This window comes from Nostoc sp. 'Lobaria pulmonaria (5183) cyanobiont', assembly GCF_002949795.1.
In the GTDB taxonomy this organism is placed as follows: domain Bacteria; phylum Cyanobacteriota; class Cyanobacteriia; order Cyanobacteriales; family Nostocaceae; genus Nostoc.
Genome location: NZ_CP026692.1, coordinates 1,246,291 through 1,263,128, shown reverse-complemented (window position 1 = coordinate 1,263,128; position 16,838 = coordinate 1,246,291). Strand labels below are relative to the sequence as shown.

Annotated in this window: 15 protein-coding genes; 10 read left to right on the top strand and 5 right to left on the bottom strand. The window is 43.6% G+C overall.

What is annotated here, in order from left to right; all coding sequences use genetic code 11:
* Positions 1-318 precede the first annotated feature (318 nt).
* The 4 genes from atpD (at position 319) to NLP_RS05460 (ending at position 7,028) form a co-directional block, all read left to right on the top strand.
* Complete coding sequence (gene atpD, locus NLP_RS05475; protein ID WP_104905494.1) at positions 319-1,767, top strand: F0F1 ATP synthase subunit beta; 1,449 nt, start codon at positions 319-321, stop codon at positions 1,765-1,767.
* Positions 1,768-1,895: 128 nt separating this feature from the next.
* On the top strand, positions 1,896-2,309 hold the full coding sequence (atpC, locus tag NLP_RS05470) for an ATP synthase F1 subunit epsilon (protein WP_104905493.1): 414 nt from the start codon (positions 1,896-1,898) through the stop codon (positions 2,307-2,309).
* 152 nt (positions 2,310-2,461) lie between these two features.
* Entirely contained in the window at positions 2,462-4,573 is a 2,112-nt protein-coding gene (locus NLP_RS05465; protein ID WP_104905492.1) for an SPFH domain-containing protein, read from the top strand.
* Between the two features lie 664 nt (positions 4,574-5,237).
* Positions 5,238-7,028, top strand: coding sequence for a serine/threonine-protein kinase (locus NLP_RS05460; protein WP_104905491.1), 1,791 nt, complete (start codon positions 5,238-5,240; stop codon positions 7,026-7,028).
* A gap of 10 nt (positions 7,029-7,038) precedes the next feature.
* On the opposite strand, the gene NLP_RS05455 is transcribed toward NLP_RS05460, so the two are convergent.
* Positions 7,039-7,338 carry a 30S ribosomal protein PSRP-3 gene (locus tag NLP_RS05455; protein WP_012410744.1) on the bottom strand — a complete coding sequence of 100 codons (300 nt, stop codon included), beginning with the start codon at positions 7,336-7,338 and terminating at the stop codon, positions 7,039-7,041.
* A 204-nt stretch (positions 7,339-7,542) separates the two neighbouring features.
* Between NLP_RS05455 and NLP_RS05450 the strand changes: the two genes are divergently transcribed.
* The 4 genes from NLP_RS05450 (at position 7,543) to NLP_RS05435 (ending at position 10,656) form a co-directional block, all read left to right on the top strand.
* Positions 7,543-7,779, top strand: a complete 237-nt coding sequence (locus NLP_RS05450) for a DUF29 family protein (RefSeq protein ID WP_234017224.1) — start codon at positions 7,543-7,545, stop codon at positions 7,777-7,779.
* 159 nt (positions 7,780-7,938) lie between these two features.
* Positions 7,939-8,154 carry a hypothetical protein gene (locus NLP_RS05445; RefSeq protein WP_104905490.1) on the top strand — a complete coding sequence of 72 codons (216 nt, stop codon included), beginning with the start codon at positions 7,939-7,941 and terminating at the stop codon, positions 8,152-8,154.
* Positions 8,155-8,376: 222 nt separating this feature from the next.
* Positions 8,377-9,192, top strand: a complete 816-nt coding sequence (locus tag NLP_RS05440) for a TIGR01548 family HAD-type hydrolase (protein WP_104905489.1) — start codon at positions 8,377-8,379, stop codon at positions 9,190-9,192.
* 75 nt (positions 9,193-9,267) lie between these two features.
* A complete protein-coding gene (locus NLP_RS05435; RefSeq protein ID WP_104905488.1) occupies positions 9,268-10,656 on the top strand; it encodes a cytochrome P450 in 1,389 nt (462 codons plus the stop codon).
* Positions 10,657-10,768: 112 nt separating this feature from the next.
* Here NLP_RS05435 and NLP_RS05430 read toward each other — a convergent pair whose 3' ends face one another.
* From NLP_RS05430 to ruvB, 4 genes are all read right to left on the bottom strand, one after another.
* Positions 10,769-11,590 carry an FkbM family methyltransferase gene (locus NLP_RS05430; protein ID WP_199784767.1) on the bottom strand — a complete coding sequence of 274 codons (822 nt, stop codon included), beginning with the start codon at positions 11,588-11,590 and terminating at the stop codon, positions 10,769-10,771.
* 54 nt (positions 11,591-11,644) lie between these two features.
* On the bottom strand, positions 11,645-12,925 hold the full coding sequence (locus tag NLP_RS05425; protein WP_104905487.1) for a glycosyltransferase: 1,281 nt from the start codon (positions 12,923-12,925) through the stop codon (positions 11,645-11,647).
* Positions 12,926-13,017: 92 nt separating this feature from the next.
* Entirely contained in the window at positions 13,018-13,821 is an 804-nt protein-coding gene (locus NLP_RS05420; RefSeq protein WP_104905486.1) for a tetratricopeptide repeat protein, read from the bottom strand.
* Between the two features lie 340 nt (positions 13,822-14,161).
* Positions 14,162-15,262 (bottom strand): Holliday junction branch migration DNA helicase RuvB, encoded by a 1,101-nt coding sequence (gene ruvB / locus NLP_RS05410; protein ID WP_104905485.1) that lies wholly within the window; start codon positions 15,260-15,262, stop codon positions 14,162-14,164.
* A gap of 201 nt (positions 15,263-15,463) precedes the next feature.
* Here ruvB and hisF point away from each other — a divergent pair, with 201 nt between their 5' ends.
* Both hisF and NLP_RS05400 read left to right on the top strand, forming a co-directional pair.
* Positions 15,464-16,237: an imidazole glycerol phosphate synthase subunit HisF gene (gene hisF, locus NLP_RS05405; protein ID WP_104905484.1), complete on the top strand. Its 774-nt coding sequence runs from the start codon at positions 15,464-15,466 to the stop codon at positions 16,235-16,237.
* A 99-nt stretch (positions 16,238-16,336) separates the two neighbouring features.
* Positions 16,337-16,528 carry a hypothetical protein gene (locus tag NLP_RS05400; protein WP_104905483.1) on the top strand — a complete coding sequence of 64 codons (192 nt, stop codon included), beginning with the start codon at positions 16,337-16,339 and terminating at the stop codon, positions 16,526-16,528.
* The last annotated feature ends 310 nt before the right edge of the window (positions 16,529-16,838 follow it).

Genomic DNA, 16,838 nt, shown 5'->3' with positions numbered 1-16,838 from the left:
TTGCATTCGGTGCTTAAGGTGCAACTTCGCTCCTAAAACGCAAACAACAGCATAAAGCCGCATCTAAAGCCTAAAATTCATTTTTAACCTATTTTGATGACTGCCATGTCTGTTATTGCAAGACACGGCAGTTTTTGATTTCGAGTCTCCCAAGCAGTTTAGGAACCTAGCCTAATTTCCGTCCCCAAGCCCCAGTCTTAAGGATCAATTTATGGCGTAGAGTAGGGTCGTTCAGTGCTAATCTGAAAGGTGACATTGCTTAATTTTATGTCTTCTCCGACCTTAATCTGAAATCTAGCTTCACTCATTAGGCGCAGCATGGTCACAACCGCAGAAAAAACAAACATTGGCTACATTACCCAAATCATTGGCCCAGTTGTAGACGTTAAATTTCCCGGCGGGAAATTGCCACAAATCTACAACGCTTTGAAAATCAAAGGCACCAACGAAGCTGGACAGGAAATCAACCTCACTGTTGAAGTACAGCAACTGCTGGGCGACAACCAGGTGCGGACTGTTGCGATGAGTTCCACCGAAGGCTTAGTGCGCGGTTTGGAAGTCACCGATACAGGCGCTCCCATCAGCGTACCCGTTGGTAAAGCCACTTTGGGTCGGATTTTCAACGTCCTTGGCGAACCTGTGGACAACAGGGGCCCTGTAAATGCTGAGGCAACTTTACCTATCCACCGCTCTGCTCCTCAATTCACTGACCTGGAAACCAAACCTTCGGTGTTTGAGACTGGGATTAAAGTTGTTGACCTGATGACTCCCTATCGACGCGGCGGTAAGATTGGTCTGTTCGGCGGTGCTGGTGTTGGTAAGACCGTGATCATGATGGAGTTGATCAACAACATTGCTACCCAGCACGGTGGAGTATCTGTATTTGCTGGCGTGGGTGAGCGCACCCGTGAAGGTAATGACCTCTACAACGAAATGATTGAATCTGGGGTTATCAACAAAGACAACCTCAATGAGTCAAAAATTGCTCTAGTCTACGGTCAGATGAACGAACCACCCGGAGCGAGAATGCGGGTTGGTCTATCGGGATTGACAGTAGCAGAATACTTCCGGGATGTAAACAAGCAGGATGTGCTGCTGTTTATTGACAACATCTTCCGGTTTATACAAGCAGGTTCGGAAGTGTCCGCACTACTGGGTCGGATGCCCTCAGCGGTTGGATATCAGCCCACTTTGGGAACCGACGTGGGTGAACTGCAAGAGCGGATTACCTCGACTACTGAGGGTTCCATTACATCCATTCAGGCAGTGTACGTACCTGCAGATGACTTCACCGACCCCGCACCTGCTACCACCTTTGCCCACTTGGACGGTACAACATTGCTGTCTCGCGGTTTAGCAGCTAAGGGAATTTATCCCGCAGTTGACCCCCTTGGTTCAACTTCCACCATGCTCCAGCCAAATATTGTCGGTGACGAACACTACAATACTGCGCGGGCGGTGCAATCAACTCTGCAACGTTATAAAGAACTCCAAGACATTATCGCCATTCTCGGTCTAGATGAATTGTCTGAAGAAGACCGTCTAATCGTAGCGCGCGCGAGGAAAGTTGAGCGTTTCTTATCTCAGCCGTTCTTTGTAGCAGAAGTATTTACTGGTTCTCCTGGTAAGTACGTGAAGTTGGAAGACACCATCAAAGGGTTCCAAAAGATTCTGTCTGGTGAGTTAGATGCTTTACCAGAACAGGCTTTCTACTTAGTTGGCGATATTAACGAAGCGATCGCTAAAGCTGAAAAAATCAAAGGTTAGTCATTGGTCATTAGTCATTAGTCATTAGTTCAACTGCTAATGACTAATGGCAATTACAAAGGACAAAGGACATAGACGCGCCAGCGGCTTCCCGCAGGGTAGGACGAAGGACAAAGGACAAAAGACAAATGACATTAACCGTTCGTGTAATTTCCCCAGATAAAACAGTCTGGGATGCTCCAGCTGAAGAAGTAGTTTTACCTAGCACCACTGGTCAACTAGGTATCCTCACTGGACACGCACCACTTTTAACCGCCCTGGATACTGGTGTCATGCGAGTTCGTGGCGCTAAAAATCAGAATTGGGAAGCGATCGCCCTTTTGGGTGGCTTTGCCGAAGTTGAAGAAAATGAAGTGACAATTTTGGTTAATGGTGCTGAACGTGGCGACAAAATTAACCTTGATGAAGCTCGTACTGCTTACAACCAAGCAGAAACACGTCTAAATCAAGTTTCCGCAGACGATCGCCAAGCCCAAATTCAGGCAACCCAAGCCTTCAAACGGGCCCGCGCTCGGTTTCAAGCTGCTGGCGGTTCGGTCTAATTTAACTTTATATTTTCACTTTGTAGGTTGGGCAATGTCCAACCTACAAAATATTTATTAAATTTAAAAAAATTACATCAAGTTTAAGAAATAGAGGCAAGCCTTAGTGAAGTGTTAATTTAGCTAATTAGTTGCCCAGATGGGCACAAATTATGAAAAGGTTTTCATCTTTACTTGGTACTCGTAAACAAAATAAGGTAGCTCGCTTTGCAGCATCTGTCGTAGCAACCTTAGCGATCGCTGCGCCAGTTTCTTTGACGAACGTTAGAAGTATTCACTCTGCCAATGCGGTTCCTGTAAAAACGACTTCTGCATCAGTCCAGCTAAATCAGACCAAACCAAATATTTCCCAGTTACAAATTAGCAGGACTCAATATCAAGCTGCTGGAATTGATCCTTTTGTATTAATCCCCATCGTCCTTGTTGGGGGTTTAGTTATATTTGTCCCCCTATTCTTTGGTGGGCTTGTAGTAATTGGGGAGCGTGAAGTCGGTATTGTAGTTAGGAAATTTACCCTTTCCGGGCGCGGACTCCCCGCAGGCAGTTTGATTGCCCTCAACGGCGAAGCTGGCTTGCAGGCAGATACTTTAGCTCCTGGCTGGCATTGGGGCTATTGGCCTTGGCAGTATTCTGTAAAAAAAGAGTCGGTAGTTGTCGTTCCCCAAGGGGAAATCGCTTTGATTGTGGCAGCAGATGGTCAACCCAACCCACCAGAGCGAATTTTGGGTAAAATTGTCAGTTGTGACAACTTCCAAGATGCTCGGAAATTCCTCGCCCAAGGTGGTGAAAAAGGACGGCAAATGGGTTTTCTCACGGCTGGTACGTACCGGATCAACACTGCCCTGTTTAAAGTCATCTTGGCAACAAATGCCAGCACTCATGGCATGACTCCAGAACAGTTGCGGGTGTACAGTCTGGCATCTGACAAAGTTGGCATTGTCACAACCTTAGATGGTTTGCCAATTTCCGCCGGTGAACTCGCAGGGCCGATAATTGAGGGACACGACAACTTCCAAAATGGTCAAAAATTTATTGATGGCGGTGGACGGCGAGGTTTACAAGAACAGACTTTGCTTTCGGGTTCTTGGAACTTGAACCCTTGGTTTGTCCAGGTTGAGCAAGTACCGATGACGGAAATTCCGATTGGGTATGTGGGTGTGGTAATTTCTTTCGTGGGTAAAGCACATCAAGATGTCAGTGGTGCAGCTTTCACCCACGGTAACTTGGTGAATCAGGGACATAAGGGTGTGTGGGTCGAACCGCTATATCCTGGTAAGCACCCGATTAACTCCCGGATTATGAAGATGGAACTCGTGCCAACGACCAACATTGTTTTAAACTGGTCAGGTCGGACTGAACGCCATAGCTATGATGCTCAACTGGCTTCTTTAACAGTGCGATCGCGTGATGGGTTTGCTTTTGATTTAGAAGTAGCGCAAATTATCCATGTGGGTGCTTTAGATGCTCCAAAGGTAATTTCTCGCGTTGGTGCAATGCAAAATCTGGTAGACCATGTATTAGAACCAACTATTGGTAATTATTTCCGCAACTCAGCCCAAGACTATACTGTACTTGACTTTCTCACCGCTCGCAGCGAACGACAATCTGAGGCTGCTGAGTATATTAAAACAGCACTACGGGCTTATGACGTGCAAGCGATCGACACCCTGATTGGTGATATTCAGCCACCAGCATCACTAATGCAGACACAGACAGACCGGAAAATTGCCGAAGAAGAACGCAAGACTTATGAAGTCCAGCAGATGGCGCAAACCCAACGGCAGCAGCTTGTTCGGGAAACTGCACTCGCTGATATCCAGCAAGAAATGGTGAAATCGGAGCAGAGTGTACATATTGCTGACCTCAAAGCCCAAGCCCAAATTAAGCAGGCGACTGGTGAAGCCGAGGGGACAAAACTCCGGTCAATTGCTGAGGCTGAAGGTATTCGGGCCACAGGTAACGCCAAAGCTGAAACCTACCGCGCTGGTGTGGAAGCTTTGGGGTCACAAGGTTATACAGCAATGCAACTGATGCAGATTATCGGCGATCGCAATGTCCGCTTGATTCCAGATGTCTTAGTTGGCAGTAATGGTAGCAATAACGGCTTAGTGGATGGGCTACTATCCATGATTTTATGGAATCAAACTGGTAAGGGTGAATTTACACCAACACCTTTGCATCCACAACCAGTAGTTACCCAAGGACAACCAACTACAGAAAACGGTCTGCCACCTATAGTTGTGAATTTCCCGGCGGATAAGTAATATTAGGAACATCTGGTAGGGGCGCAGATATGTGCGCCCCTAGCCATACATCTGTCGTATTCTTATTTCAAATTGGTTAGAACCAACGCACAAGCATGGGTCATAGGTTAAAATCGTCAACCATTTGTCAATAAGTAATAGCGCTTAAAATTGTCTCCTAATTAGGACTACAGTTGTACTATTGCTGCTCTACCAATTACACAAGTTTTTTGGGCTTTTTAGAAATATTTCTTATCCATTAAAGCTCGCAATAGATACCAGAGAATTTGGTAGTTTTGGCAACGAGCTACAACTGTAGTATTAGCAACATAAGACTTTTGGTAGCTTAACTATCTGTCTTGCTCACGGCAAAGCTAATCTGTTCATAGTCCGTACTGGTTCTAAGGTTAGATATCTTTGCTGTGTAGCGACTTAGACAACTAGTAGCAGTAAATTCAACAATCTTATAGTTATTGTCATAACTCGCACAACTGGCAACCATTGTGCTACCACAGAAAACTTCAAGATCCAGGTCTGTGGTAGGCTCAGTCAATTGGTAACAGTGTCCCCATGTCAGTCCTAATGAGAAGTTTTCAACCGGACATGATATGAAACTGAAGTTCCGAGTTCTGAGTCCCTAAAAATAGCTATATTTTATTGTAGATGTTGTGTAGGCAAAGAAATTTTGCTTTTACAAGAACGTTATCGTTTAATCAAGCAGATTGGTAAAGGGGGATTCTGTAAAACCTTCCTCGCTGTAGATGAGGGTGAGTTTCCTCCAGTTCCTTGCTTAGTTCAAGAATTATCGCCAGAATACGAGACTTCTATTACTTTTGAGCAAAAGGCGCAACAGCTAGAAGAATTAGGAAAGCATCCACAAATTCCCGCGTTATTAAATTATTTTCAGCAGAAGGGACATTTTTATTTAGTGCAGGAGTTTATTGCAGGCACTAATTTAGCTCAGATGGTTGAAGAGGAAGGTGCTTTTAATGAAATTCAGATTTGGCAACTTTTAGAAGATGTGTTGCCAGTTTTTCAGTTTATGAGCGATCGCAACATCATCCACCGCGATATTAAACCCCAAAATATCATTCGTAGATCCCCAATTACCAAGAAGGGGGATTTCGTCATAGTCGATTTTACCACTGCGAAAATTTTCACAGAAATCGATCGGCTAAGATCACAAACCAGTATTGGCAGTCCAGAATACGCTGCACCAGAACAAACGAAGGGAAAAGCGGTTTTTGCTAGTGATTTATATAGCTTGGGTGTAACTTGTATTTACTTACTTACCCAGATTCCTCCCTTTGATTTATTTGATATTGCTAATGATTGCTGGGTTTGGCAACAATATCTTACTACCAAAGTTAGCGATGTCTGGCGACAAGACTCAAAGAGTCTACGCTTAGTGCAAATCCTCGACAAGCTATTGCAAAATGCTGTTAACCGCCGCTTTCAATCGGCTGATGAAGTTATGCAAGTAATGGGTATGGAATGTAAAACTCAAAATCTCAAAATCCAAAACTCACCTTGGCAATGCTTACATACCTTAACTGGGCATTCTGGGACATTAAATAGTGTGAATGCCCTTGCCATTAGTCCAGACGGTTACACTTTAGCCAGTGCTAGTGATGACAAAAACATCAAATTGTGGGATTTAAATACCAAAAAAGTCCTAGCTAGCTTATCAGGACATACACACGCTGTAAAATCAGTTACCTTCAGTCCAAATGGTCAAATTCTGGCAACTGCTAGCGATGATAAAACTATCAAATTGTGGCAGGTTGAGACATTAGAAGAAATCTGCACCCTCTTGGGACATGCACACGCTGTAAAATCAGTTGCTTTCAGTCCAGATGGGCAGATTCTCGCTAGTGGTAGCTGGGATAAGACAATCAAACTCTGGGATGTCAATACTGGCAGAGAAATTTGCACTATAGGTGGACACCAATTAAAGGTAAATTCAGTGGCATTTAGCCCCCAAGGACAGCTTTTAGCCAGTGCTAGTTATGACAGAACAATTCGTTTGTGGCAGATACCTGCATTAGGAAGTTCCCAGAGAGAATTTGAAAACCGCCCATGCTATAGCTTGTTAGGCACCCTTTCAGGTCATGCATGGGCGGTTTTGACAGTCGCTTTTAGTCCTGATGGTCAAATTTTGGCGACGGGTAGTGATGATAACACTATTAAACTGTGGGAGGTAAACACTGGTCAGTTAATTTGCACACTAGTAGGCCATTCTTGGTCTGTGGTGGCTGTGGCTTTTACTGCCGATGGCGAAACCCTCCTAAGCGCAAGTTGCGACAAAACAGTTAAACTTTGGAGGGTAAGCACAGCAGAAGAGATTGTTACTCTCTCTGGTCATGTAGACTCAGTATCTGCTGTTGCTGTGAGCAAAGTTACACAATTAATTGCAAGCGGCAGCCGGGACAAGACTATCAAACTTTGGCAGCTTGTAGATCGGGACAATAGCTAATTTTGTAATATCAAGCGCTACCTGTGAAGGCAACTTCTGGAAATTTCAACTGAGCTTCTGCCATTGGACGGTTTCTGCCTTCCTCTTGCCAGTAGTTAATCACTTCTGTCGCTTTGTTAAGCAACTCGACACGATCTAGGTCAGTAATCCAATGTTTGGACTCTAATTCCTTTTTTAACTCTTCCCAGGCATCATTTCTGGGCCAAAAAAAGTACTTAGTCAAGGGACTTGTGCCTTTGCCGACAATTTGATCGACTGCTAGAGCAACGTTCTCGTCTAACCACAGAATTTTCAAAATAAACTTGGTCAATCACACCTCCGGGAATTTCCGGGCATTACTTAACTAGGATAGCGATCGCTTATTTTAACGCAATACCCTATCAAATGACCAAACAGTGATTGAGAATGGGCTACCATAAGGATTAGTCAGCGCTAACTAAATATGCTTGTGACCGAAACAGACTGATGATAGAGAGCAAGTAAATTTGTTTATGAGAATTATTAATTTTGAATTTTGAAGCCTGACTTTGATCGGGTTTTCGATGAAAGCTATCAAGCCGCTAGACGACTGACGGTAATTGAAACCGGATTAGCGATCGCTACCCTCCCTAAACAATCTTCCTTTACACTAGAGCAACTCCTCGACTCTGATTTTTTCCCAAAGTCACAATTTCACGCTCTTGCTTGGATGAATAATCACCGAAAGCAAGCCATCGATAAAGCGATCGCACTACTTCTGTCATCTGGCTAAAAGTCTTTGGATGCACGCCACACCAGCGTTTGAATTCTTCCGGCTTGAGGTTCTTTACATGCATCGTAGGTCATAGATGTCAATAAAGCTCTAACCTACTTGTCCCACGCTCATAAGACTTTTGCAAGAGGTCTATTGACCGCGGCTTAGAAGCCCTCAATGTCGATTAATGACCACGATCGCTTCACTTCTAAACTCAATAATTGGGTTAATCAAATCTCTTTAGAAAAATTAGACATTTTTGGGCTACCGGAAAACAAAACGTTTATCCATACTTTCATTGCAACAGTACCTGTGATGATTGATTCTTTTACCAAGTTTTGGATTTTCAACTACTTAAACTGCGTCCACGTTGAAAACCGTAGTTCTGTATGAATAGAAAAACCCTCATCCCCCAGCCCCTTCTCCCAATATTGGGAGAAGGGGAGCCGGAAAGAAGTCCCTCTCCCTACTGGGGAGAGGGATTTAGGGTGAGGGCAAAAACTACGGTTCTCAACATAGATGAGGTTTAACACAATATTCTCCGATATCTTCTGCTATTTATGAAAGGATGAATACATAGGCAAGATAAAAATAAAACTCTTTTCCTCCCTACCCATGATTCAAGCAACTTCACCAAAAGCGATCGTTGTTTTCGATATTGATGGCGTTGTGCGCGATGTTAGCGGTTCCTATCGCCGAGCGATCGCAGATACCGTAGAATATTTTACTACCCAAGCATATCGTCCAACCCCACAAGATATTGACCAACTAAAGTCTGAAGGTATGTGGAATAACGATTGGGAAGCATCGCAAGAATTAATTTACCGCTACTTTGAAACTCAAGAACAGACCCGCGAACAACTGCAACTAGATTACAGTGCGATCGTTGCTTTTTTTCAATCCCGCTACCGCGGCCCAGACCCAAATAATTTTACTGGGTATATCTGTAATGAACCCTTATTATTACAAACTAGCTATTTAGAACAACTTACCCAAGCTGGGATTGCTTGGGGATTTTTTAGCGGTGCGACTCGTGGTTCAGCTAACTACATTTTGGAAAAGCGTCTGGGCTTAGAATCTCCAGTATTGATTGCGATGGAAGATGCGCCAGGTAAACCTGACCCAACTGGACTTTTTGCTACAGTTCGTGAATTAGAAAATGGAATTGAGCAAAAATCAGCGATCGTGTATGTGGGAGATACGGTAGCAGATATGTATACTATCGAGAAAGCGCGGCATTTAGATTCTTCTCGCCCTTGGATTGGAGTAGGAGTTTTACCGCCCCACGTCCAGGAAACAGTACCGCGTAGTGATGCATACAGTAAAACATTAATAGCAGCCGGAGCAGCAGTAGTTTTGCGTAATGTGCAAGAATTAACCCCAAGGCAGATTCAAGAATTGGTAAGTTCATCTATCCAATCTGTGTTCTAAGATTAATCAAGCTAGGGGTGCATAAATGACTGGCTGAATAACAATCTTGCTCGAATAATTGGGAGATTAATAAAAATGTCTGCACTTAAACTGCCTAACGGCCCTCAAACTCACCCTTGGGTACAAACGTATCAGTGGCTGACTAATCCCTTAGAATACATGGAAGCCTGTGCTAAACGCTATGGTGATATCTTCACTCTTCGGATTGGCCCTGTTTTTACTCCTCAAGTGTTCATTAGTAATCCCCAGGCGATTCAGCAGATTTTTACCACAGATCCAAAACAGTTGGACTCTGGTGAACCGGCGGGTATTAAATCGCCCTTATTGGGAAAGCAATCACTATTAGCTCTAGAAGGTAAGCCTCACCAACGCCAACGAAAGTTGTTGACACCCCCTTTTCATGGAGAAAGAATGCTAGCTTATGGTCAGTTAACCCGTGAGATCACCAAGCAAGTAATTAGTCAATGGCAAGTTGGGGAATCTTTTTCAGTTCTGCCATCTATGCAAGAAATCTCCTTAGAAGTGATTTTGAAAGCTGTATTTGGTCTAGCAGACGGGCCACGTTATGAAAAACTCAAGCAAGTGCTGCTGGAAATCCTGAATCCACAGCAACCTTTCGTTACGGCAATGATGCTTGTTTTCCCATCACTGCAACGAGATTTAGGTTCTTGGAGTCCTTGGGGAAAATTTCTGCGTTTACGAGAGCAAATGGATGAACTCATATATGCTGAGATTAGCGATCGCAAACAGCAACCTGACACATCTCGAACTGATATCCTATCTTTAATGATGGCAGCTCGTGATGAAGAGGGGCACTCGATGACTGATGTAGAGTTACGCGATGAGTTAATTACCCTCTTGGTGGCAGGTCACGAAACTACTGCAACTTCCTTAACATGGGCTTTGTACTGGATTCACCATTTGCCAGAGGTGCGTGCAAAACTACTCCAAGAAATAGATAGCCTGGGCGAAAACCCCGATCCAAATGCTATTTTGCGTTTACCTTACTTGAGTGCTGTTTGTTCAGAAACTCTACGCCTGTATCCAGTGGCAATGTTAGCATTAAATCGCTTGGTTAAATCTCCGCTAGAAGTCATGGGTTATGAGTTAAATCCTGGTACTGTGGTAATTCCCTCCATATATCTGACCCATCATCGAGAAGATTTATATCCGCAGTCGAAGCAATTTAAACCAGAGCGTTTTCTAGAACGGCAATTTACCCCTTCTGAGTATTTGCCCTTTGGTGGCGGAAACCGTCGCTGTATTGGAATGGCATTTGCGCTGTTTGAGATGAAGGTGGTTTTGGCAACAGTGCTGTCTCACTGGCAGATGGAATTAGCTGATACCAAACCAGTGCAACCAACCCGTAAGGGGGCGTTGTTGGGGCCAGGAGGAGGTATCAAAATGAGAGTCAAAGGGAGACGCCAGCAAAATCAGGGAGTCCGAGAGACTAGTTTGGTTTAAAAAGTTTGAAATGATATGAGATAGGATGGGAGCGATCGCATCGTATCCTATTGGATTTCCATATTTAGGTTTCAATATTATTAGGTTAAGCCAATGATTTCTCATCAAGCTGCTAGCGCAAGGCATACAGATTAAAAATCTTAGAACCCTTGAAAATAGGTTCCTGCTCAATTGTAATTTTGCTCAAACCGTGTTCTTTTAGTAAAGTTGTAATCTTTTCGACTCTGCTATCAAAATCATGAACTTCAACAACCACTTGCTTGATTATTTGCCAATCCGGTTCTTCTATGCCTAACAGTACATCTAACTCGCTTTTCTCCACATCCACTTTCAGTAAATCAATCTGCTGAATATTATGATTACGAACGATATCTGATATGGTTCTCAACTGGCAATTGACTGTCTCTATTTGAAAAGCTTTTTCTAATTTAAAGTCGAGAATAAACGAGCTAAGGAATGGAGGAAGCCAACGAAGCCAACGAATAAATGGAGGAGCATCTTTGAGATTTTTTAGGACAGTCCTCTTTAGTTGCTCTCGATCCTCCTTTAAGCCTTCTGGGTATGCATTAGATAAAGGTGTAGCGTTGGGATAGTAAGCAAAGGTCATTATCTTTGCCTCCCTTGAAAGTCCACAGGGAAATACTCTCAGTTTTTCTGGATCAACACGTTGAGCATTAGCGTGCAGCACATCAAAAATAGCTGGGATAGGCTCGAACGCGTATACATTAACATTTTGATTACACAGATGATATACGCAAAGGGTAAATAAACCAATGTTGGCTCCCACATCAAAAACAGTATCACCCTCGTGTAACTCTATCCCATTCCTGAAATATTCCTGGATTTGTTCGTAAAGAGTCAGTACTTCTTCTTCTCGCAAATAAAAGATTTTCATGCCATTGGGAAGTATAGTTTCGCGAGTTAAAGCTGTCATATATAAATCCCCGATGAATAAAACAAAGAAACAATTCGCTGAAAAATTCCCTAATCATTTAACATCCGAAAGTACAGGCTTTCCTGTAGCAACAACCTGTTCGACAATATCAGCGGCTCGACTCACACCATCGGCTCGCTGAATCGCCTCTTGTAGTCTCAAAGCATTCTGTTTGTAAGAATTTTCCGTTAGCACCTTTTGTATAGCAGTTCGCAACCGGGGAACATTCAATCGAGCCAGGGGAATCATTTCACCAGCACCAGCCCAAACTAAACGTGCTGCTACACCTGGCTGGTCATTGGTAATTGGTATTGCCACCATCGGCACCCCATTACTCAGAGATTCCAAAGTGGTATTCATGCCAGCATGGGTAATGGTGAGAGTAGCTTTTTGCAGCAATTCTAGTTGGGGTGCATAACCAACAACCAAGGGATTTCCCGGTAGCCCTTGCAGAGACTCTGGAGTTGCAGAACCACCTAAAGAAATAACTAATTGAGCATCTAACTCTTTACAAGCTTCGGCAAAAAAGTTGAAAATTCTCAATAGGCGATTTTGTACAGTCCCCATCGAAGCGTAAATTAACGGTTGCCCAGACAACTTTTCAAAGGGGAAAGATAGGGGTTCCCTAGTGACTGTGTTATGGTATGGCCCTGTGAAATGGAAACTATTGGGTAAATTCTCCCTTGGAAATTCTAACTCCGCAGGCTGTTGGCTGATCTGAGCTAGTTGAGAGTAAGAGTCGTTGGCACTAAAATGAGGGGATAACTTCCATTCTCGGCGATACTCATCTATGACCTCCCTGATTGGTCGCCCAACATAGTTTAACAACTCATAACCTGCTCTGTTGCGTAACAATCCCCACCAGGTAGAACTATAGCTCCAAGAGGTGTTAAAAGGTGGAACGCTGACATCCCGATTAATCATCATGGCGTTGCACACGCTGACAAAGGGAATGCCTAAGAATTCTGCAATTGTTCCCCCTTCGGGTGAAACCTGGTCTACTAGCAACGCCTCTACCCCAGCTTCTTTAAGGGCTTGTGGAGCTTCCCTAAGAAACATAGCCGCCATCTTCTGTATCCAAGCGATCGTATACCGCAATGCAGCTAATCCACTAAGTTCTCCTAGTTGGGCAAACAATTGCGCCATCACTCCACGAGGAAACTCAGACTCGCCAATCGCCCAAAATTCCAATCCAGCTGCTAGTGTCTTAGATTGAGCGTCAAGTATACCGAATAGGGTGACACGATGACCACGTTTTTTAAGTTCGTACCCTAGCGTGGTCATGGGGTTGAGATGACCAGTTGCTGCTGGGCAGATCAGTCCAAAATGAGTCATAATTCCTACTTCTGGTTAACTACAATGATGTATACCAGAAAACAGGTAGATAGGCAAAGAAAAGAAATCTTTGTTTGTTGAGTTAAAAGTGCCTACTTGATTTTCAAAAATTTATCTAAAGCCACCACCATACTTGGAGGCCAACGGCGGATATTTTTTACCCAGTCGATATCCTTATAGCGGCTATCAAGTCCATAAGCTGCAACCCAGTTGCTTTCGGCTTCACCTTGTTCTCCATTTACCCAATATGCAGCTGTGAGGGCGGCACGCACATCAGCAAACTTAGGATATTTACGGACAATATTTCGCATTTCCCGGATTGCTTGCTCTTTTTGACCAGTTTCATAAAGGGCGAGGGCGTAGTTAGCACGGGCGAAAGCAAAATTTGGGGCTATCTCATTAGATTTTTTGTAGTCTGCGATCGCCTCATCCCATTTTCCCAAACCCGCTGTGGCGTTACCGCGATTGTTATACGCCATCGCATCGTTAGGATCGAGTTCTAGAACGCGATTGTAATCTGCGATCGCCGAATCCCATTTTCCCAGTCCTTCCAACGCCGCGCCCCGATTCAAGTAAGGATCAGTAACATTCGGCGCTAGTTCTATCGCTTTGTTATAATCTGCCAACGCTTCTTGTAACTTATTTTGACTCACCCGCGAATTTCCCCGGTTACTCCACGCCCCCGCATTAGTGGGAAATTGCTCAATAATCTTTGTCCAGTAAGTCTCAGCCGTCGCAAAATCACCTTGATTCGTCGCTATAAACGCTTGATTTGCCCACTCATCACCTTGTTTTAACTGTTCTTGAGTAATGGGTGGTTGAGATTGTGCCATGACTGGAGTAGCCCAGCCAAACACAAGCAACAGACTGAGAAAAATACCAATCAACTTAATCATCTAGGTTTACCTAATTTGTCATTTGTCATTTGTCATTTGTCATTTGTAATTGAGCATGGGACTCATTAAAGGAGTTCAAAGGCTCATTAAAGGAGTTCAAAGGCTCATTAATGGAGTTCAAAGGCTCATTAAAGGAGTTCAAAGGCTCATTAAAGGAGTTCAAAGGCTCATTAAAGGAGTTCAAAGACTCATTAAAGGAGTTTAAAGGCTCATTAAAGGAGTTCAAAGACTCATTAAAGGAGTTCAAAGACTCATTAATAGAGTTCAAAGACTCATTAATGGAGTTCAAAGACTCATTTACGAGTATCAATGCCCCATGCCCAATGCCCAATACCCATAATTACAATAATGACAACTGTTCATTAGGCGGCGTGAATCCCAAATGCTTATATGCTGCTTTTGTCGCCATCCTACCGCGATGAGTCCGAGTTAAATACCCAATCTGCATGAGGTAAGGTTCGTACACCTCTTCAATTGTTTGAGTATCTTCCCCCGTCGCTGCTGCCATTGTTTCTAACCCCACGGGGCCGCCGTTAAATTGTTCAATTATTACACTCAGCATCTGGCGATCTGTCCAATCTAAACCGCAAGGATCTACTTGGAATAGTTGCAATGCCTCAGATGCAATGTTTTCATTAATCTCTCCAGATATTTTTACTTCCGCATAATCACGCACCCGTTTCAGTAACCTGTTGGCAATACGTGGTGTTCCGCGTGAACGACGGGCAATTTCTGTGGCACCATCTTCTGTAACGGGGGTTTTGAGTAATTGAGCGGTTCGCAGTACAATTTTAGTCAGTTCGTCAACTTCGTAAAATCGGAGTTTTTGAATTAAACCAAAGCGATCGCGCAGTGGTGAAGTTAAAGCACCCACACGAGTTGTAGCCCCGACTAAGGTAAACTTTGACAGCGGCAAACTTCTAATGCGAGCGCTGGAACCCTTACCAATGGTAATATCTAAGCGATAATCTTCCATTGCTGGATAGAGAATTTCCTCCGTCATCCGCGAGAGACGATGAATTTCATCCACAAATAAGATATCCCCTGGCTTGAGATTTACTAGTAACCCAACAATATCTCGTGGACGTTCTAAGGCTGGCGCACTAGTAATTTTATAATTTACCCCCATTTCCGATGCTAAAATCATTGCCATTGTAGTTTTGCCCAATCCCGGCGGCCCATACAGCAGTAAATGATCCAACACCTCACCACGAGATTTGGCTGCTTTAATGGCAATATCTAGTACATCCTTTAAATCTTTTTGCCCAATGTAATCAGCAAATCGGTGTGGTCGAATACCTTCTTCTTGCTGTTCTTGCTCATCAATAGCAGCTTCAGGCTTCAAAATATTTTCTGTGGATGGTGCTTTCGCCGACTCTCGACGCTGCTTTGGTTCTCCGTTAGGTTCTGGAGGCTGTTTTTTCGAGGAGATTATCGCCATAATTCAGCTATCTACTTTATAAGGGACTAGAGAGTGGGAGTGGGGAGACAGCGATGCAGGGGAGCAAGGGAGATGTTGCAGTAAGTTTTTCCCCTGTGCACCTCTGACTCTTGTACCCCATGTGAAAATTTTCGTTTGAAAATACCCGCGCCAATTTAAAATTTAAATTCCGGTCAATTACCCAGAAGTACAAAAGTTATTATGTTATCTAAAAGAATCTTACCGTGCTTAGATGTGAAGGCGGGACGGGTTGTAAAAGGAGTTAACTTTGTCAATCTCCAAGATGCAGGCGATCCGGTAGAGCTGGCCAAGGTTTACAACGAAGCCGGTGCTGATGAGTTAGTATTTCTGGATATTACAGCTACTCATGAAGATCGAGCTACAATTTTAGATGTGGTCTACCGGACTGCTGAACAGGTCTTTATTCCATTGACTGTGGGTGGTGGCATTCAATCCTTAGAAAATGTTAAAGCTTTGTTACGAGCAGGCGCAGATAAGGTTAGTATTAATTCTGCGGCAGTGCGGGAACCAGACTTGATTAATCGGGCAAGCGATCGCTTTGGTAATCAGTGCATAGTTGTTGCTATTGATGCCAGACGCAGAAATAACCCGGAAAATCCAGGTTGGGATGTGTATGTGCGGGGTGGCAGAGAAAATACAGGCTTAGATGCCCTATTGTGGGCACAGGAAGTTGAAAAACGGGGGGCCGGAGAACTGCTAGTCACAAGTATGGATGCTGATGGAACCCAAGCCGGGTATGACATTGAAATCACACGGGCAATTGCCGATGCTGTAGAAATTCCAGTTATTGCTTCTGGTGGTGCAGGTAATTGTGAACATATTTACACTGCCCTAACTGAAGGCAAAGCTGAAGCTGCATTACTCGCGTCACTATTACATTACGGACAATTAACCGTAGCAGAAATTAAAAGTTACTTGCGCGATCGCAACGTGCCAGTTAGAACATTCTGCTGATCCACCATTTCTCATTTAATGACATCCATCTAAGGTTAGACACACTTCCTAAAAAGGGTGTTAATATTATTTTACAAGTATTAACAAATATTAAAAAATATGTTGCTTCCTATTTTACTTTTTGATGTAGCCCTGGTAGCGTGGTCGCTGCACTTAATGGAAAAAGCCTACGAGAGTAAAGAATTTTCTTTAATGTTAGCTGGTACATTGGTTGCTCTGGCTGCTGCTGCCATGTTAGTAGTTTACTTTTTGATGGGGCATTGTATGACCTATTTGTTGCGAGTATCCTAGAGAGTGCTGAGGGTGAGAGGAGATATTTAAAATTTAGTTTTCAGGAAAAGCTTGACAAACTAATAATAATTAAGCGATTATACATAACTTATTTTAAGTGTTTATAGTGCAGTTGGTAGCGCATCTGTACATTTACAAATTAGATGTCGCAATCGATTTCGGCGTTTGAGCAAGGATTATGAGTTTTAGACAGAGCTAAAGAGCTAAGTGAAGCAATGATTTATGGCTCATTGATTCGTCTGATGATAAAGTGAATGGCACCTCAAGCTTTTCTTGACGAATCAGCTCTAAGGACAAATATGGCTAACCA